This window comes from Jutongia huaianensis (genome assembly GCF_014384985.1).
GTDB classification, from domain to species: Bacteria; Bacillota; Clostridia; order Lachnospirales; family Lachnospiraceae; genus Jutongia; species Jutongia huaianensis.
Map to the genome: position 1 here is coordinate 1 of NZ_JACRSX010000012.1, position 18,913 is coordinate 18,913.

An 18,913-nucleotide genomic window follows, 5' to 3' on the forward strand; every position below is an offset into this window, starting at 1 on the left:
TCAGGATTAAACTGCTCATCAAGGATATTTTGCAATTCATTACTGAAATCGGAATCCTTGGTTGTTACTGTCCATGGACGGATCCATTGGGCTTTGATGCCCATTTGTTTCATGTATTTACCGACAGTTCTTTCAGAAATGTTTTCCCCTGTTTTACGCAATTCCCTTGTGATCTTAGGGGCACCATAATTCTGATGAGAATCGTCATAAATCTTTTTGATCTTGTCCTTGAGCAGTTTCCTGCGTTTGGCAGTATCGGATGGTATATGCCGTTTCCATGCGGCATACCCTGACCGTGAAACGCCTAAATATTTTAACATTCCGGAAACAGAAACCCGGCGTCCTGCTTTTTTAGCGTTTTCTGCTTTAACGGTAACTTCGAGATAAACAGCTTCCGTTATTCGCCCAGAATGTTTATGGCTTTTTTTAGCACATCAAGCGCGTCCTTGGCATCACGTAATTCTCTCTTCAGACGGGCGATCTCTTTTGCCTCATCCGAAGAATAATTGCCGGATCCACGGCATTCCAGATCACCGGATTCCCGCAGCTCCTTCTGCCATCTGGACAGAGACTGCTGGCTGATGCCTAGATTTGATGCACAGCCGACCAATCCCAGTTCACGATGATCATGATAGTACTGGACGGCATCCAGTTTAAACTGTTTGTCAAAATGTTTTGCCATGATAAATTCCTCCTTCAGTACGATACTTTTATTGTATCACTAATCGACGGAATGAAAAGCTCTCACTTTGACTTGTACTATTTATATTCTAACACCAATTCGATTTGCAAAGAAAATGAGTGGATATGGTTTTAGAGTGCAAAAATCAGCGTTTGAGGCGATGATACCGGAAAACTTATATCGAAATTTGCTTAGAGAAATTCCAATGCTGATTAATGCACAGGAGGACAATGTCAGAGTTTATAAAGTAAGAGGGCAGGGAGAGGTTACTTTATTTGGTGAGAGTATACAAATAGAAAATGAAGAAGTTGTTATTATTTAAAGAAAAGGAGAAAAAATGGGGAAAACAATCTTATTTACACCGGTTGGTGGAACAGATCCAATATCATCAACGAATTGTCAGGATGGTTCCATGTTACATATCTGTAGAGCATACCAACCTGATAAAATTATTATGTATATGTCGAAAGAGATGTTAGAATTTCAGGAGATATTGGGATCTTCTTGAACTTGCATCCAGAAGGATTTTGCTTGACTTTTCCGGTGTGGACAAACTGGCGGTCAAAAGTGGAGTACAATGTCTGCCAATTCGTGCGTCATCAGAACGGAAATATTTTGAATATGCATTGTCGGTAGGCATTAAGTTAAAAAAAGAAGAATATGCGGATTTTGTACGGGCAATCACACCATTAATAGTGGATCTGTTTGAGATGATATTAAAGAAACAGTGCGGTGTGGATGTAAATGCCTACTGTGATGTCAGTGAACGAAATCAGGTGAGACGATGGTCGAGAAAAAAGCTTGCAGGTACGCAAGTTGGAGAAATATTAGAAAAAGAATATAAAGAGCGTTTTCAATATAAAGACGTATATTCTGTTCATTTAAAGTTATTGATTGAAAATATATCAACAGATACGGAATTGATCCAATTAATTAACAATGTGAGGAGTGTGGAGGAGGGGGTACGGAATTTAGCGGCTCATCAGATCATATCTGTAACGGATGAGACAATACGTCAAAGAACCGGATTTACTACGACTCAAATTATGGATATGATCAAGCGTTTATTTTCATATACAGGAATATCTGTAAAGAAGGATTATTGGGATTCTTACGATCAGATGAATGATTTAATAATAGAGAGAATGTCTATTTCTTGAAAGTAATATAATAAGAGCAAGCCACCCGCTGTAGTAAATATCGATGTTGTTCGGTATTTTCCACAGTGGGTGGCTTTTGTATAAAACTTATCTCTGTCCTATCTTCGGTTTCAATCATCAATACACGTCATTATAAATGATCGCTTCTTTCACAGCATCGGCTGTGGCCTTGTCCTTCAGGGCTTCGATGATGGATCCGGCAAATTCGATACAGGTGCCCATGCCGCGGCTGGTGATCACATTGCCGTCTGTGACAACCGGCTGCTTCACATAATCGCCGGTAGCAAGCTTATCGGCAAAGGATGGGTAGCAGGTTGCTTTTTTGCCGGCAAGGATGCCAAGCTCTCCGAGAACGGTCGGTGCCGCACAGACAGCAGCGACTTTTTTACCGTTTGCAGCAAATTCTTTGAGCTTTTCACAGAGGAGATCACAGGCACGAAGGTTTGGGGTGCCGGGGATGCCGCCCGGAAGGATCAGCATTTCTGTTTCATCAAAGTTTGCTTCGCTCAATGTCTTGTCTGCGGTGATCGTTACATTGTGGGAACTGGTGACTTCCTTCTGATCGGTAATGGAAACCATATCGATCGAAATTTTTGCGCGGCGGAGCATATCAACTACCGTCAGCATTTCCACTTCCTCGTAACCGGTTGCTAAAAAAATACATGCTTGAGCCATAATAAATTCCTCCTTTTGACGTTGAGATTTGTAGTTTGCAAATCAATTCTATTTAATGTAACAAATTTCTTTATTAAAAAAAGGTTATAGTTTATTCCTTTTCGGAATAATCAGTCTGTCCGGGATTTCGGTGACATACCAGACGGCAGATCGGGTTGCCCTTTCGGAAAAACTTCTCCTCGTACTCTGTCATAACATTGTTTGGAGCCGGGCCGTCTGCGTGCAGATCAAAGCTGCATTCATCCAGAATCCAGCCGGTGTCCTTGATCTCTTCCACAGAGAAGTCAAAGAGAGGACGGTTGTCTGTCTTAAATTGAATGCTTCCATCCTGTACCAAAAATCGGTCATACCGCTCCAAGAACTGACGGGAGGTTAGGCGGCGTTTTGCGTGCCGGTCCTTTGGCCATGGATCGGAGAAGTTCAGATATATTTTGGCAACCTCGCCCGGTGCAAAATATTGATCAATGTCTTCCGCATCCATTCGAAGGAACAGAAGATTGTCACTTTCCAGTTCCTCCCGCTGATCCAGTGCCCGGACAAGCACGCTGGAATATTTCTCGATGCCGATATAGTTGATATCGGGATTCTGTCGGGCCATCTCCAAAATAAACTTGCCCTTGCCCATGCCGACCTCGATGTGAACCGGATGATCATTGTGGAAGAATTCCTTTGCCCATTTGCCCCTGTAATCGGCACCGTCAGCACCGTCGGTCTGTATCGTGTATTTGTTTTCTAATATGCGCTCCTGTGAGCCGGGGATATTTCGTAATCGCATAGATACCTCATTTCTGTATCGCCTGTGAGAAGAAGAGTTCGGATGGTCTTCTTCTGGTATTCCGGCGTTTTTTGTATATTCACAGATAGTTTAAGATAATCCGTGGATAAAGTCAAATCTGAATTACACGCAATGCGAATGATACAATATTTGTGTGAATTAAAAAATGGATGTTATTTATGAATATTTTTGAAGTATCCGCAGATACTATGACTGTCAAAAGGAAAATTTAGGAAAGGCAGGAAAGTAAAATGGTATTAACGGAAAAAGAAACAGCAGCATTAAAGGATCTGCAGTCTCAGGAAAAAACTTGTGCACAGAAGTATCAGAAATACAGTGAGCAGGCAAAGGACCCGGAGCTAAAGAATCTGTTCCAGACAATTCAGAAGGAGGAGCAGAAGCATTATGATTCCCTTGGTCAGGTGTTGAACGGCACAGTGCCGGAATGTGACTGCAACGACAGCAAGGGAAAGGACTATTCACCGAAAGCAACCTATATGTCCGATGATAATTCACAGGACAAAACAGATGACTGTTTTCTGGCGACTGACTGCATTGGTACAGAAAAGCTGGTTTCATCGGAATATAATACGGATGTTTTCGTGTTTGGGGAGCCGGGAGTGCGTAAGCTGCTGGCAGATATCCAGGTCGAGGAGCAGAATCATGCGGAGATGTTGTATAAATATAAGACAGTAAACCGGATGTCATAGGGAGAAGTTTCTAATGACATAAAATGGTGTTGGGATCAAAAGGTATTTTGCTCCTTGCATCATAAAATATTTAATGGGCAGTGATTTGGTTAGTATAATCTGTAATCAATTCACTGCTTTTTTGTTATAATGTAAATAAAAATTGACAAAAGATGAGATAATGTATTATATTATATACGTTATGGAGGTGGATATATGCCGAAAAAATCAGTCGTATTATTACCAGAGACAGAGGAAATTTTAGAACAGATGGGGACTCAGATTAAATATGCACGATTGCGTAGAAGGCTTTCCACGGAATTAGTGGCGGAACGGGCCGGTATCAGCAGGGCGACTTTGTGTTCTATTGAGAAGGGAGCATCATCTGTGGCAATAGGATGCTATGCGGCAGTGCTTCACGCGTTGAATTATATGGATAAGGATTTGCTGCTGGTAGCAAAGGATGATGAACTGGGGCGAAAACTGCAGGATTTAAATTTGCCTATTAGAAAACGGGCTTCGAAACGGAGTGATGGGAAATGAAAGGGAAAACGATATATGTGTATGCGGATTTTTTTCCATATCATAATGAACTAATAGGTCGTTTGTATGTATCACCGGAAAAGGGAAGGGAGATATATTCCTTTGAATATGATCAAAAATGGATTTCGCAGGCAAATGCCTTACTGATAGATCCGGATTTGCATTTGTATAGAGGAAGACAGTATATTGGTGATGGTAAAAATATATTTGGAGTGTTTGCTGATTCTTGCCCGGATCGTTGGGGAAGGGTACTAATGAAGCGAAGAGAGATGATTCGTGCCAAAAAAGAAGGAGTTAAACCAAGGAGGTTGTTGGAGAGCGATTATTTACTTGGGGTATATGATCAATCCAGAATGGGCGGCCTTCGGTTTAAGACAGAAGCACAGGGTGATTTTTTGTCTGATGATGAATTACTTGCGACTCCACCGTGGACTTCTTTGCGAAAATTGGAACAGGCGTCTGTTGCCTTCGAAAAGGACGATAGCGGTTTGGAGGAGAAGTGGTTGAAACAACTGATTGCTCCAGGATCATCATTAGGAGGAGCCAGGCCGAAAGCAACAGTCAAAGCGCCGGATGGTTCTTTATGGATTGCTAAATTTCCATCACGGAATGATGAGTGGAATATGGGGGCCTGGGAGATGGTTGTGCATGATTTGGCTCAAATGTGTGGTCTTGATGTTCCAGAGGCTGGATTGGGAAAATTTTCTAAGCTTGGAAGTACCTATTTGGTAAAAAGATTCGACCGGCAAGGAGAGCAGAGGATACACTTTTCGTCAGCAATGACGATGTTAGGAAAGAATGATGGAGCTTCTGCTGTAGATGGAAGCAGTTATTTGGAAATTGCTTCTTTTCTAAAGGCAAATGGTGCATCTCCGCGGGAAGATTTACTGCAATTATGGAAAAGAATTGTGTTAAATATGGCAGTATCGAATACAGACGATCATTTTAGAAATCACGGATTTATTATAAAACAGGGCGGATGGCGATTGTCACCTTTATATGATGTAAATCCTGATATATATGGAGATGATCTGTCATTAAATGTAAATGAAAGTGATTCAGATATAGATTTTGATTTGGCAATTGATTCAGCGGATTATTTTGGTGTATCTCAAAAGGATGCAAAAAAAATTGTGAAAGAAATCTCGAAAATAGTTTGTGAAAACTGGATTGATTTGGCTAAAAAATATGGAATCAATAGAGGAGAAATAGAGAGAATGGAACCGGCATTTCAACAATGCCTGCGATTTTCTTAAGATAATTCATAATTATATAAAAACGAGGTGACATACGTGCATACATTAAAAAAATTCATACCATATTATTCGCCGTACAAAGCGGTATTTTTCTTAGATCTGATCTGTGCAGCAGCGATCAGTCTGATCGATCTGGCGTATCCGCAGATCCTGCGGACGATGACCCGGACCGTTTTTGCGGGGGAGCCGTCAGCCATATTAAAGGCATTGCTGCCCATTGGTCTGGCTATGCTGTTCATGTACATTATTCAGGGACTTTGCAAATATTATGTCAGCTATCAGGGACATATGATGGGAGCCAATATGGAACGGGATATGCGGCAGCAGCTTTTTGACCATTATGAGAAGCTGTCCTTCTCCTATTATGATCAGAATAATTCCGGTCAGATGATGAGTAAGCTGGTGTCGGATCTGTTTGATATCTCCGAGATGGCACACCACGGTCCGGAGAATTTATTTATTTCTTTGATCAAGATCATTGGTTCCTTTGTCTTTTTGTTTTTGATCAACTGGCGGCTGGCTGTCCCGCTTTTGGCGCTTGTCTTTTTTATGGTTCTTTTTTCGTACAGTCAGAACCGGAGAATGCAGGCAACTTTTATGGATAACCGGCAGAAGATCGGGGAGATCAATTCCAGTCTGCAGGATACGCTGGCGGGTATCCGTGTGGTGCAGTCCTTTGCCAATGAGGAGATTGAACGGGAGAAGTTTGGGCGCAGCAATGAGAACTTCCTGCGTTCCAAGGATGCCAATTACCGTTGTATGGGCTCCTTTATGAGTGGCAACTTATTTTTTCAGGGATTGATGTATCTGGTAACTCTTGTATTTGGCGGATGGCTCATTGCCAGAGGTCAGATGGAGGTGGCTGATCTTGCAATGTATGCGCTGTATATCGGCATTTTTATCAGTCCGATCCAGATCCTGGTGGAGCTGACGGAAATGATGCAGAAGGGATTGTCAGGTTTCCGGCGTTTTCTGGCAGTCGTGGAGACAGAGCCGGATATTGTGGATGCCCCGGATGCAAAGCCTCTGGAAAATGTCAAAGGAACCGTGGAATATGACAAGGTATCCTTTCATTACAGCGATGATGACACGCTGGTGCTTTCTAATGTATCCTTTCAGATTGAGGCGGGAAAATCGGTGGCTCTGGTGGGACCTTCCGGCAGCGGCAAGACCACGATATGCTCTCTGCTTCCGAGGTTTTACGATGTGACGGGAGGAAGTGTCCGTATTGATGGACAGGATATCCGGGAACTGACACTGGAAAGTCTTCGGAATCAGATTGGTCTGGTGCAGCAGGATGTTTATCTGTTCTGTGGTACGATCCGGGAGAATATTGCATACGGTAAGCCGGGGGCCTCTATGAAGGAGATTGAGGATGCTGCCAGAAAGGCAAATATTCACGACTTTATTATGTCGCTGCCGGATGGTTATGACAGCTTTGTGGGAGAGCGTGGAACGCGTCTGTCCGGAGGGCAGAAGCAGCGGATCTCCATTGCCCGTGTTTTTTTGAAGAATCCGCCGATCCTGATCCTGGATGAGGCCACCAGTGCTCTGGATAATGAAAGTGAACGCTGGATCCAGCACAGTCTGGAGGAGCTTGCAAAAAACCGGACCACGATCACGATAGCACATCGTTTGTCCACCATACGAAATGCGGATGAGATCCTGGTGGTGGCAGATACCGGAATTGTGGAGAGGGGAACGCACGAGGAGCTTCTGGCGATGAATGGAATTTATGCCCATTATAATGAGATGGCATAGTGTGGCTGCATTCGTGCGGATTCTTCATTGATTGCTTTAGTAAGTTTGAGTACATATGCCGTAGAAGTTGCGTTATAATGTCAATGTCAGAAAAAAATAATCTTTTCTTAAGAAAAAGCTTCGGATTTCGAAAGATCTGTCTGTTATTCTTGTGTTGTTGCAGGATGACGGCATCTGGTCAGGTGTTAAAGCATCTTAAATGATGCGACTTGGTTTATAAGGGATTCGAAAGGCAGTGATTTATTATGAAGAGAAAAGATAATTCGAAGAAGATTGTAGCTAGTGTACTTTTATTGCTTGTGATGATCTGTGCAGCAGTGTATGGAGTTGCATTGTATCACGGAACGCCACATGGGGATAATTATATTGAAATGGAGAATTAACAAGACGCATGACAAACATTTTGCTGGTAGAGGATGATAAGGAAATCGTAAAAAATCTTAGTCTTTTTTTACAGGAGGAAGGCTTTTGGGTAAGGGCTGTCTCCGGACAGAAGGACGCATTGAAGCAGATCGAGGAGCACGGACAGGAGATCGATCTGGTGCTGTTAGACGTGTCGTTACAGGATGGCAACGGATTTGCTGTATGTGCGGCGGTCAAGGCAAATACAGAGATTCCGGTGATCTTTCTGACGGCCTCCGGTGATGAGTACAGTACGGTAACGGGACTGGATATGGGGGCGGACGATTATATCAGCAAGCCCTTCCGGCCAAGGGAGCTGATATCCCGTATGAAAGGTGTTTTGCGGCGCTGTGGAAGGACACAGGCTGTGTTGGAGCTGGGGGATGTCCGGGTGGATACGCTGGGAGGCACTGTGACGAAAAACGGACAGGAGATCATTTTGTCTGCTTTAGAGTACCGCTTACTTCTGATATTTATCAACAATAAAGGGATTGTACTCACAAGAAATAAGCTGTTGGAGGAGATCTGGGATGCTGCAGGAGAGTATGTCAATGACAATACGCTGACGGTTTACATCAAAAGACTCCGGCAAAAGATTGAGGACGATCCGCAGGAGCCTGTGCTGATCCGTACTGTCCGGGGAATGGGATACCGGGCGTAATTTTATCTGTTCAGCAAAAGGAGGGCTCTATGGAGTTATTTCGAAATCCGGAGATCCGGAAAGAAATTCTATATTATATTGTAATATATCTGGCAGGAGCGGCATGGGCATTCTGGCAATTTGATAGTGTGGCGGCCGGCATGGTGGTATTAGCCGGAACTGTGGCATTGATCCTGCATCTGGGATTGATCGGGAAACGTTATAAAAGGATTGCCGATATGTCCGAAAAAATGGACAGTATATTGCATGATGATGGGGAGACGCTGCTGCAGGATTGTCAGGAGGGAGAGCTTGCGATTCTTCATACACAGCTCAACAAGCTGGTACGACGTATGAGGGAACAGGCAGACGTGTTAAGACAGGACAAGGTCTATCTGGCCGATGCATTGGCCGATATTTCTCATCAGCTCAAGACTCCGCTGACCTCTCTGCAGCTTTTGGCGAGTTTTTTGCAGGAGGATGAGGTGAGCCCTGAGAGGCGCCGGGAGATTGCAAGGGATATTATTACCCTGCTTGGGCGGATTGACTGGCTGGTATATGCACTTCTGAAAATGTCACGTCTGGATGCGGGTACCTCCGGAATGAAGGAGGAGACAGTATCCGTAACAGAGCTGACAGAGCAGGCATATCAACTGGTGGCGGTTTCCATGGATCTGCGGGATATCCGCTGGAAATGTCATGTGGAGCCCGGCTGCAGCTTTCAGGGAGATTTGTCCTGGAGTGTAGAGGCGGTGGGGAATATCTTAAAAAATTGCATGGAATATTCGGAACCCGGTGGAGCAATTACGGTAGAGGGGACAGAGAATCCTCTTTATACAGAGCTTATGATACGGGATGAAGGCAAAGGCATTGCACCGGAGGATCTGCCTCATTTGTTTGAGCGGTTTTATCGTGGAAAGCATAACAGTACGGAGAGTGTGGGGATTGGTCTGTCCTTAGCGCAGAAGATCATTACACAGCAGAATGGAACGATACAGGTAAAAAATGGAACAAAACGGGGTGCTGTGTTCACGATACGCTTCTACAAGAGTGTCATATAAATGGGAAGTCTATACAAATAAAATCCAAAGTGACAGATCTGTCACAATAAAGTCACCGCTCTGTCATCTCATTCCGTTATCTTATGGAGTGTAGGGAACGGGTTACAAAAGTAACCAATATGGTAAAAAGTTCAGAAAGGAATGGGAAAGTCATGGAGATTTTACGGGTAGAACATTTGAAAAAGACATATGGCGAGGGGGAAAATGCAGTACATGCGCTGGATGATGTGTCGTTTTCAGTAGAGAAGGGGGAGTTTACTGCGATCATCGGACCGTCCGGCTCCGGAAAGTCCACTCTGCTGCATATTCTTGGTGCGGTGGATGTACCTACGGCAGGCAAGGTGTACATGGACGGACAGGATGTTTTTGCGCAGAACGAGGAGGAGCTGGCTGTGTTTCGCCGTCGTCAGGTGGGACTGATCTACCAGTTCTATAATCTGATTCCGGTGTTAAATGTCCGGGAAAATATTACACTTCCGATTCTGATGGACGGACGTAAGATCAATGAGAAACGCTTGCAGGAGATGATCCACACCCTTCGTTTGGAGGGGCGGGAAAAGCATCTGCCCAATCAGCTTTCCGGTGGACAGCAGCAGAGAGTTTCCATTGGAAGAGCACTTATGAATGCGCCGGCAGTTGTTCTGGCTGATGAGCCGACCGGTAATCTGGACAGCCGCAACAGTCACGAGATCATGGAGCTTTTGAAGGAGTCCAATAAACAGTACAACCAGACACTGATCATGATCACTCATGACGAGAATATTGCCCTGCAGGCAGACCGTATCATTGCCATTGAGGATGGAAGGATCACAAGAGATGAGGTGATCCGGTCATGAATATTTTCAGTCGTTTTACACTTCGTACATTAAAGAAAAATAAAATGCGTACGTTGGTGACCATTATCGGAATTGCTCTTTCTGTGGCAATGTTTACTTCGGTTACTTCAATTATCGTAAGCTTTCAGCAGTATCTGATGAATATGGAGATTGTCCGGGATGGTACATGGGAAGGCCGTATGATAGCAACCAATGAACAGTGTATTCAGGATATTTCAAAGGATAAACAGGTCAAAGGTATGACCGTAATGGAAAATCTTGGGTTTGCCAGGCTGGGTGATATTCAGAATGAGGATAAGCCGTATCTGATGGTGAAGGCTATTGACGATTCCTTTACCGATTACAGCCCGATCAATCTGATCGAAGGCCGGATGCCGAAGAATTCTTCAGAGATCGTGCTTTCGAAGCATCTGGAATACAACGGTGGTGTGAAGTTTGATGTGGGAGATACATTAAAACTTCAGGTTGGCACCAGATATTATGCAGAGAAAAAGGGAGACAAACAACTGCCGGTTGAAATGGAGCCTTTTCAGGCGGGGGAGACATTAAAGGAGAAGTCCGAAAAAACGTACACCGTCGTAGGAATCTGTGATCGTCCTGTCTCTGAGGATTATTCGGCAGCGGGTTATTCCGCTTTCACCAAAAAGGGGGAAGAGAAAGCGAGATCCTATGATGCATTTCTGACATTTACCCAGCCCAAAAAAAGTTACGATATTTTGGAAAAATATACCAAAACGGGAGCATATACAACGCATCAGGATCTGTTGCGCTTTATGGGAAACAGTACAAATGACCGTTATAATCGGGTTTTATATTCTATGGGAGCCATATTGATAGGAATTATTATGATCGGTGCCATATCCCTGATCTACAGCGCATTTTCCATTTCTCTCAGTGAGAGGACAAAGCAGATGGGACTTTTAAAATCCATTGGTGCTACCAAAAAGCAGATACGGCACAGTGTGATCTTTGAGGCATGTGTTCTGTGTGCGGCGGGAATTCCGCTGGGACTTGCGGCCGGGCTTGGGGGAATCGGCATTACGCTTCATGCCATTTCCGGATTGATGGGTGAGCTCTGGTCAGCAGGAGAAAAAACAAAGCTGTATCTGGTGGTGACATGGCAGGCAGTTCTTATCGCAGTGCTCGTCAGTTTTATTACTGTACTGATCTCGGCAATGATCCCGGCTTCCAAAGCCGTGCGTATTCCGGCGATCCAGGCGATCCGCCAGAGTGATGAGATCAAGCTTCGCGGGGAAAAGGTGAGGACGTCACGACTGACCTATAAGCTGTTTGGATTTTCCGGCATGCTGGCAGGTAAGAACTTTAAAAGAAACCGCAAGAAATACCGCACCACTGTTTTTTCACTTTTTATCAGTATTGTATTGTTTGTAAGTGCCACCAGCTTTAGTGCATATATGAAGGTGTCTACTTCCGGGCTGGGAAGGGAGGAGGATTATGATATCAGTTGTGAAGTGACGGAGCCGAAGGATGGCAGTAAAACAGTGTCGGAGATTGAGAAAGAGATTGAGCAGATCGGATCTGTGGACAGTGCCACATACCGCAAGGAAGGGGGTGGCGAAGTAGAGGTGCCGGAGGAGCAGATTAGTAAGGAGTATTTGGATTATCTGGAGGAGACTGATCCGGAGAGGATCAATGAAGCAAAAAAAACAGTTGTAATTGCAGTGCAGTTGGAGCTGCTTCAGGAGGAAGCGTATCAAACGTATTTACAGGAAAAGAAAATGGATGTGTCCAAATATATGGACACAAAGTCGTGGAACGCATTAGTCTGGGACGGATTTTCCGTATATTGTGGAAAAAAGATAAAAACCATGAATATTTTAAAGGCAGGAGAAACGGATGCGCAGCTTTTGATCCCGAAGGCAATGAAAGGATATTATTACAGTATGCATGAGGGAAGTGACTATGTTTATCTGAGTGATGAGGATAACGGGGAAAAACGGATTTCTGCGGCAGAAGCAGTCAAAAAACATCCGATACATCTGGGAAAGAGAATGACAGCAGCTCCTCCGGAGGGAGTGGCAAATTCCCAGTGGAATGAAGCGGTTACGATCGTTTTGCCGTACCGTGCTGCAGATGATAAAGTGTTTGATGATATGGCAAATCCAATGCCTTATACATCATTTGCATTGATGGCAGAGCAGCATGAAAAGGCATGTACCGAGCTTTCGGATTATTTTGAAAATCAGTTGAAGGACAGCAGCGCTTCCGGCTCTATTATGGATCTGGCGGCAAACCGGGATTCCAATCAGGCATTGATCCTGATCATTGATGTATTTTCCTATGGATTCATTATATTGATCTCACTGATTTCCGTAGCAAATGTATTTAATACGATCTCTACCAATATTCTGCTGCGGCGTCAGGAGTTTGCCATGCTCAAGTCCGTAGGAATGACGCAGAAAGGCTTCCGGCGGATGATGAATTATGAGTGTATGCTGTATGGGTTCAAGGGGCTTCTTTACGGACTGCCGGTTGCCGGGGGACTGAGTTATCTTATGTATAAATCGGTTGTAGGTGGTCTTGAGGTAAAATATATATTTCCATGGCAGGGAATGGCGATATCTGTAGTCAGCGTATTTATTGTTGTGTTTACTACGATGATCTATGCCATGAGCAAAATTCGAAAAGACAACACGATGGAAGCGCTTCGCAATGAAAATCTGTAATAGACAGACTTTGATGAATCAGGGGGATGCTTTGTAATAAAAACTTATGATTTTGGATGTAGATATCTTCTCTGACTGAGGTTATAATAAAGGGGAAAAGGATTTCTATGTAAAAACGGGACAATGTAGTTTGTGCGGCGGGCTGGGGAACCGGCCGCAGAATGGAGATAAATATGCAGAATATTATAGTACTTGATGATGAACAGGAGATTGCGGATCTTCTGGAGGTGTATCTGGCCAATGAAGGATATCAGGTATTTAAGTTTTACCGGGCAGAGGGGGTGCTTGACTGCATTCAGGAAAATGAAATCTCACTGGCGATCCTGGATGTGATGCTGCCGGATATCGACGGCTTTCAGCTTTGCCGTCAGATCCGGGAGAACTGGTATTTTCCGATCATTATGCTTACGGCGAAGGTAGAGGACGTAGATAAGATCACGGGACTTACTGTGGGCGCAGACGATTATATTACAAAGCCGTTTAATCCACTGGAGGTAGTGGCGAGAGTCAAGGGGCAGCTGCGGCGGTCCCAGACTTACAATCCATCCATGACCGGGCAGGAGGATGAGGAAACCTACAATATCCGGGGGCTGGAGTTGACGCCCAATATGCATACCTGTTATCTTTACGGAGAGAAGATCGATCTGCCTCCGATTGAATACGACATACTGGTTTATCTTTGCCGCCATCTGGGGAAAGTGGTATCGGCAGAGGAGCTTTTTGAGGCTGTCTGGGGGGAGAAGTATCTTAACAGTAATAACACGGTGATGGCTCATATTGCCCGGATCCGTGAGAAGCTTCATGAAAACGCCCGTGCGCCGAAGTTCATTAAGACGGTCTGGGGTGTGGGCTATAAAATGGATAGATAAGAAGTACAGTGGGGACAGATAAAAGGGAGTAAAGCCGGAAAAGACAGAATGGAGAGATAAATATACATGGATGGTGAAGTTCGTCAGGAGGTTGCGAAGCAGCTGGTAAAGGGATATCTGGTGCATATGCTGGTCTATATCGTTGTGGTATTGGCTTTTCTTGGCATAGCTTACCGCTGGTGCGGCAGTCAGGTATGGTATCCGTGGGATGAGCTGTATCCGCTGGTACACTGGCTTCATGTCAATGTTGTTCCGGTTTTTCTCTGTGTGCTTTTGGTGGGCTGTGTTGCCATAACATGTGTTCATTTTTATCAGATGGCGCGGCTGCTGGAGCTTGTGACCAATGCGGTGGATGACCTGTATGCCAACCGGATCAACAGTGTGAAGCTTCCTTCCTCGCTGCAGGAGGTGGAGCGTAAACTCAATCAGATCATGGTGGGGATCCGTGCCAGCCAGCAGGAGGCGAAGGATGCCGAGCAGCGCAAAAACGATATGATCATTTATATGGCGCACGATCTGAAAACGCCACTGACTTCAGTGATCGGATATCTGACACTGCTAAAGGATGAGCCGGAAATTTCACAGGAGCTTCGTCAGAAATATCTGGATATCGCCTGGAATAAGGCGGGACGTCTGGAGGATCTGGTCAACGAATTCTTTGAGCTTACCAGAATGAATTTTGCCCATATGACATTAAAACGCAGTATGGTCAATATGACGATGATGGTGGAGCAGTTTATGTATGAGTTTAAACCGCTTCTGGCAGAGAAGGGCATGGATTATGAGCTGGAAGCAGAGCCGGAGATCATGGTGTACTGTGACATTGAGAAGATGCAGAGAGTGTTTGACAATCTGCTGAAAAATGCGATCAACTATGGATATCCGGATAGTATGATCCATGTATATCTGGACAAAAACGGGGAACAGGGAATGAAGCTGATTGTCCAAAATCACGGACAGACCATTCCGGCGGAAAAGCTCAGTTATCTTTTCGAACAGTTTTTCCGGCTGGACAGCTCCAGAGATTCCAAGACGGGCGGCACCGGACTGGGACTGGCGATCGCCAAGCAGATCGTGGAGCTTCATGGCGGCAAAATTTCCTGTGAGAGCTCCAATGAGACAATTGTTTTTATTGTGGAATTATAAAGGGACACGAACCAGCGTGTCCCTTTTATGGGATAGGTGCAAAAATTTTTGATCAATACATTAGAGTATTTTTGTGCCGAAAAAAAACGGAGGAATACATCGACACATGGAAAATCAAAAGGGAAAACAGTTAAAGTATGTACAGCTGATGGCAGATCTAAAGAAAAAAATCCTGTCCGGCGAGATCCTGCCGGGAGAGAAGATTCCATCTGAAAATATTCTTGCGGCACAGTATCAGGTAAGCCGTCAGACGGTACGGAAAGCCATTGCCATTATGGAAAACGAAGGTTATGTTTATGCGGAGCATGGCAGAGGAACCTTTTGTACGGAGCTGGTCCGTCATAAGCATGAATCGGGAAATATTGCGGTGATAACCACATATCTGTCTGACTATATTTTTCCGCAGGTGATCCGGGGGATTGATAAGGTTCTGACCAGGGAGGGTTACAGTATCATTCTCAAAAACACAAGAAATTCCCGGACGCAGGAGATCCGTTGTCTGCAGGAGCTTTTGCAAAAGGATATTGATGGGGTGATCATCGAACCAAGCAAAAGTCAGATTTACTGCAAGCACACGGAGCTGTTTGCAAAGTTTTGGGAGTTTCAGATTCCCTGTGTATTTATTCAGGGGTGCTATGAGCAGATGAAACAGCAGCCGCAGGTGCTGATGGATGACTGCAAGGGGGGGTACCTGATCACCAGGCACCTGATTGGGCTGGGACATCGGAATATTATCGGTGTATTTAAGGCGGATGATACCCAGGGGCAGAATCGTCATAAGGGATATGCAAAGGCTCTTGGCGAGGCGGGTATTGCCTATGATCCGGGGAAGGTGATCTGGTTTCACACGGAGGACAGGACGGTGCATCCCTATGAAAAGATCTGCCAGATGATTCGGGAGACCGCCGTTATGGACGGCATTGTCTGTTATAATGACCAGATTGCGTGGGAGGTGATCCGGGCATTGCAGGACAATGGTCTGCGTGTGCCGGAGGATATATCGGTATGTGGATATGATGATTCTTCCATGGCATTGTCCGGCAATCTGCGGCTTACCACCATTGCGCACCCACAGGAGAGGCTGGGGGTGATGGCGGCAGAGCTGCTGTTGCGGCTGATCCATGGAGAAGAAAACGGGGAGAAGGACCGGATTATGATAGAGCCTGAGCTGGTAGAGGGAAACTCATGTAAAAAAAGAAAAAACAACTTGTAAATACGAGTGTACAAGTTGTATGATAAAGATAGAATAAACGGTATGTGCTTACAAACTTGATAATAGAACATGTATTGGAGAAAAGTTGTACTCGTGGGACCGGGTCCACGGGTTGAGAAAGGAAGGTATCATTACTATGAATGCAAAAGAAAGTATTGTGAACGGAAAAGCAGCACTTGGCATTGAGTTTGGTTCTACCAGGATCAAGGCAGTGCTTGTGGATGAAAATTGTAAAGCATTGGCGGTGGGTTCTTATCAGTGGGAAAATCAACTGGTGGATGGTGTCTGGACCTACAGTCTGGAGGCGATCCATACGGGATTGCAGGCGTGTTATAAGGCTTTGGCAGAGAAAGTGCAGGGGCAGTACGGGGTGCCGCTTAAGAAGCTGGCCTCTCTGGGAATCAGTGCTATGATGCATGGCTATATGGCATTTAATGAGAAGGATGAACTGCTGGTTCCATTTCGCACCTGGCGAAATACCATGACCGAGGAGGCCGCTGCAAAGCTGACGCAGGAGTTTCAGGTGAATGTGCCGGAGCGGTACAGTATTTCCCATCTGTATCAGGCTGTTTTAAGGAAGGAGCCTCATGTAAAGGACATTGCATTTTTTACAACTCTTGCGGGCTATATTCACTGGCAGCTTACCGGGGAGAAGGTACTGGGCGTGGGAGATGCCTCCGGAATGTTTCCGATTGACTGCAGCACAAAGGATTATGATAAGGAAAAGCTGGCGAAGTTCGACAAGCTGGTAGAAGAATATCATTTCCCATGGACTTTAAAGGATATTTTACCGAAGTCACTCACGGCAGGGGAAAAGGCAGGCGTCCTGACGGAGGCCGGTGCAAAAATGCTTGATCCTACCGGGACACTGGAGGCAGGTGTGCCAATGTGTCCACCGGAGGGCGATGCCGGAACCGGTATGGTAGCAACCAACAGTGTGAAGGTGCGTACCGGAAATGTATCGGCAGGAACCTCTGTTTTTGCCATGATCGTTATGGAGAAGGCATTGAAAAATCTTCATACAGAGATTGATCTGGTGACTACGCCGGCAGGGGATCTGGTGGCTATGGTGCACTGCAATAACTGTACCTCTGATATCAATACATGGGTGAATCTTTTTGAGGAGTTTGCGGAAGCGGCAGGAATGAAGATTGACCGGGGTCAGTTGTTTGATCTGTTGTTCAAGAAAGCACTGGAGGGAGAACCGGACTGCGGAGGTCTTCTTTCTTATAATTATTTCTCAGGAGAGAGTATTACAGGCTTTGATGAGGGACGGCCGTTATTTGTACGTCATGCAAATGATAAGGTCAGCCTTGGTAATTTTATGAGGGTTCATCTTTTCACGGCCCTTGGTGCATTGAAAAACGGACTGGACATTCTGCTGAAGGAGGAGAAGGTGCCTGTGGATAAGATTTACGGACATGGTGGATTCTTCACCGTGCCGGGTGCCGGACAGAAGATTATGGCAGCAGCAATGAATACACCAGTGTCCGTGATGGATACGGCAAGTGAGGGCGGTGCATGGGGCATTGCGGTACTGGCACAGTATCTGGTGACAGGAGCCGGAAAAGATCTGGCAGATTATCTGGATCAGGAGGTGTTTGCCGGACAGACGGGAACTACGTTGGAGCCGGATGCTGCAGATGTGAAGGGCTTTGATGATTTCCTGGTGCGTTACAATAAGGGACTTGCGATAGAGCGTGCCGCAGTAGAGAGTATATAAAGCGGATTACAGACTGGTTATCTGAGATATGGGATAATATATAGCAGAAAATCTATGTGTACGAAATATGGCACAGATGAAAGGAGCATGGAGAAATATGTTAGAAGCATTAAAACAGCAGGTTTACGAGGCAAATATGGAGCTGCCGAAGCGGGGGCTGATCACATACACATGGGGAAATGTCAGTGGTATTGACAGAGAAAGCGGTTATTTTGTTATTAAGCCAAGCGGCGTTGATTATGATAAGCTGACACCGGAGGATATGGTGGTAATGGATCTGGAGGGCAATAAGATCGAGGGAAAATATAAGCCGTCCTCTGACACACCGACTCATCTGGAGCTTTACAAAAAATATCCGGAGATCGGCGGCGTGGTACATACCCATTCGCCGGAGGCAACCTCATGGGCACAGGCAGGCCGGTCGATTCCATTATATGGAACCACTCATGCCGATTATTTCTTCGGGGAGATTCCATGTGCCAGAAGTCTGACACCGGAGGAGATTGATGCAGCCTATGAACAGAATACGGGACTGGTGATCATTGAAACCTTCGAGGAACGGGGACTGAATCCGATGCATACACCGGGCGTTCTGTGCAAGAATCACGGACCTTTCACATGGGGGAAGGATGCCGCTGAAGCAGTGCATAACGCAGTAGTTCTGGAGGAGGTTGCTAAAATGGCAACCAGGACGGAGCTGATCAATCCGAAGGTACAGCCGGCACCGGACTGTATCCGGGATAAGCATTTTTATCGCAAGCACGGTGCAAACGCATATTATGGTCAATGATAAAA

Annotated in this window: 20 protein-coding genes; 16 read left to right on the forward strand and 4 right to left on the reverse strand. The window is 45.3% G+C overall.

From position 1 onward, the window contains the following. On the reverse strand, positions 1-320 hold a 320-nt coding region (locus H8704_RS09090; protein ID WP_249298051.1), incomplete at its 3' end, for an IS3 family transposase. Between the two features lie 77 nt (positions 321-397). Beyond that, positions 398-682, reverse strand: a complete 285-nt coding sequence (locus H8704_RS09095) for a transposase (protein ID WP_249298052.1) — start codon at positions 680-682, stop codon at positions 398-400. A gap of 67 nt (positions 683-749) precedes the next feature. On the opposite strand from H8704_RS09095, the gene cas2 reads away from it, so the two are divergent. Next, on the forward strand, positions 750-1,004 hold the full coding sequence (gene cas2 / locus H8704_RS09100) for a CRISPR-associated endonuclease Cas2 (RefSeq protein ID WP_283241974.1): 255 nt from the start codon (positions 750-752) through the stop codon (positions 1,002-1,004). A 205-nt stretch (positions 1,005-1,209) separates the two neighbouring features. Beyond that, positions 1,210-1,842: a type III-A CRISPR-associated CARF protein Csm6 gene (csm6, locus tag H8704_RS09105; protein WP_249298054.1), complete on the forward strand. Its 633-nt coding sequence runs from the start codon at positions 1,210-1,212 to the stop codon at positions 1,840-1,842. Between the two features lie 117 nt (positions 1,843-1,959). On the opposite strand, the gene H8704_RS09110 is transcribed toward csm6, so the two are convergent. Together H8704_RS09110 and trmB are read right to left on the reverse strand one after the other, a co-directional pair. Then, positions 1,960-2,517, reverse strand: a complete 558-nt coding sequence (locus H8704_RS09110) for a DJ-1 family glyoxalase III (protein ID WP_249298055.1) — start codon at positions 2,515-2,517, stop codon at positions 1,960-1,962. Positions 2,518-2,608: 91 nt separating this feature from the next. After that, a complete protein-coding gene (gene trmB, locus H8704_RS09115; RefSeq protein WP_249298056.1) occupies positions 2,609-3,292 on the reverse strand; it encodes a tRNA (guanosine(46)-N7)-methyltransferase TrmB in 684 nt (227 codons plus the stop codon). A gap of 251 nt (positions 3,293-3,543) precedes the next feature. On the opposite strand from trmB, the gene H8704_RS09120 reads away from it, so the two are divergent. The 14 genes from H8704_RS09120 (at position 3,544) to H8704_RS09185 (ending at position 18,908) form a co-directional block, all read left to right on the forward strand. Next, the gene (locus H8704_RS09120; protein ID WP_022464202.1) at positions 3,544-4,002 is read left to right on the forward strand and encodes a ferritin-like domain-containing protein; all 459 of its coding nucleotides are present in this window, start codon (positions 3,544-3,546) and stop codon (positions 4,000-4,002) included. 195 nt (positions 4,003-4,197) lie between these two features. Beyond that, positions 4,198-4,524, forward strand: coding sequence for a helix-turn-helix domain-containing protein (locus tag H8704_RS09125; protein WP_118678234.1), 327 nt, complete (start codon positions 4,198-4,200; stop codon positions 4,522-4,524). Then, the gene (locus tag H8704_RS09130) at positions 4,521-5,780 is read left to right on the forward strand and encodes a type II toxin-antitoxin system HipA family toxin (protein ID WP_249298057.1); all 1,260 of its coding nucleotides are present in this window, start codon (positions 4,521-4,523) and stop codon (positions 5,778-5,780) included. The genes H8704_RS09125 and H8704_RS09130 overlap by 4 nt, the downstream gene beginning before the upstream one ends. A 36-nt stretch (positions 5,781-5,816) precedes the next feature. Next, positions 5,817-7,541, forward strand: a complete 1,725-nt coding sequence (locus H8704_RS09135) for an ABC transporter ATP-binding protein (RefSeq protein WP_249298058.1) — start codon at positions 5,817-5,819, stop codon at positions 7,539-7,541. A gap of 245 nt (positions 7,542-7,786) precedes the next feature. After that, positions 7,787-7,924, forward strand: coding sequence for a hypothetical protein (locus H8704_RS09140; protein ID WP_022464200.1), 138 nt, complete (start codon positions 7,787-7,789; stop codon positions 7,922-7,924). 8 nt (positions 7,925-7,932) lie between these two features. Next, a complete protein-coding gene (locus H8704_RS09145; RefSeq protein ID WP_249298059.1) occupies positions 7,933-8,604 on the forward strand; it encodes a response regulator transcription factor in 672 nt (223 codons plus the stop codon). 29 nt (positions 8,605-8,633) lie between these two features. Then, on the forward strand, positions 8,634-9,644 hold the full coding sequence (locus tag H8704_RS09150) for a sensor histidine kinase (protein ID WP_249298060.1): 1,011 nt from the start codon (positions 8,634-8,636) through the stop codon (positions 9,642-9,644). A 152-nt stretch (positions 9,645-9,796) separates the two neighbouring features. After that, a complete protein-coding gene (locus H8704_RS09155; protein WP_022464197.1) occupies positions 9,797-10,480 on the forward strand; it encodes an ABC transporter ATP-binding protein in 684 nt (227 codons plus the stop codon). Beyond that, the gene (locus tag H8704_RS09160) at positions 10,477-13,167 is read left to right on the forward strand and encodes an ABC transporter permease (RefSeq protein WP_249298061.1); all 2,691 of its coding nucleotides are present in this window, start codon (positions 10,477-10,479) and stop codon (positions 13,165-13,167) included. Before H8704_RS09155 ends, H8704_RS09160 begins: the two co-directional genes overlap by 4 nt. 173 nt (positions 13,168-13,340) lie before the next feature. Next, positions 13,341-14,036 carry a VanR-ABDEGLN family response regulator transcription factor gene (vanR, locus tag H8704_RS09165; protein ID WP_022464195.1) on the forward strand — a complete coding sequence of 232 codons (696 nt, stop codon included), beginning with the start codon at positions 13,341-13,343 and terminating at the stop codon, positions 14,034-14,036. A gap of 66 nt (positions 14,037-14,102) precedes the next feature. Continuing rightward, the gene (locus tag H8704_RS09170) at positions 14,103-15,182 is read left to right on the forward strand and encodes a sensor histidine kinase (RefSeq protein ID WP_207665514.1); all 1,080 of its coding nucleotides are present in this window, start codon (positions 14,103-14,105) and stop codon (positions 15,180-15,182) included. Between the two features lie 106 nt (positions 15,183-15,288). Continuing rightward, the gene (locus H8704_RS09175) at positions 15,289-16,395 is read left to right on the forward strand and encodes a GntR family transcriptional regulator (RefSeq protein ID WP_249298062.1); all 1,107 of its coding nucleotides are present in this window, start codon (positions 15,289-15,291) and stop codon (positions 16,393-16,395) included. A gap of 136 nt (positions 16,396-16,531) precedes the next feature. After that, positions 16,532-18,118: a xylulokinase gene (locus tag H8704_RS09180; protein ID WP_249298063.1), complete on the forward strand. Its 1,587-nt coding sequence runs from the start codon at positions 16,532-16,534 to the stop codon at positions 18,116-18,118. A gap of 97 nt (positions 18,119-18,215) precedes the next feature. Then, positions 18,216-18,908, forward strand: coding sequence for an L-ribulose-5-phosphate 4-epimerase (locus H8704_RS09185; RefSeq protein WP_022464191.1), 693 nt, complete (start codon positions 18,216-18,218; stop codon positions 18,906-18,908). Positions 18,909-18,913: the final 5 nt, after the last annotated feature.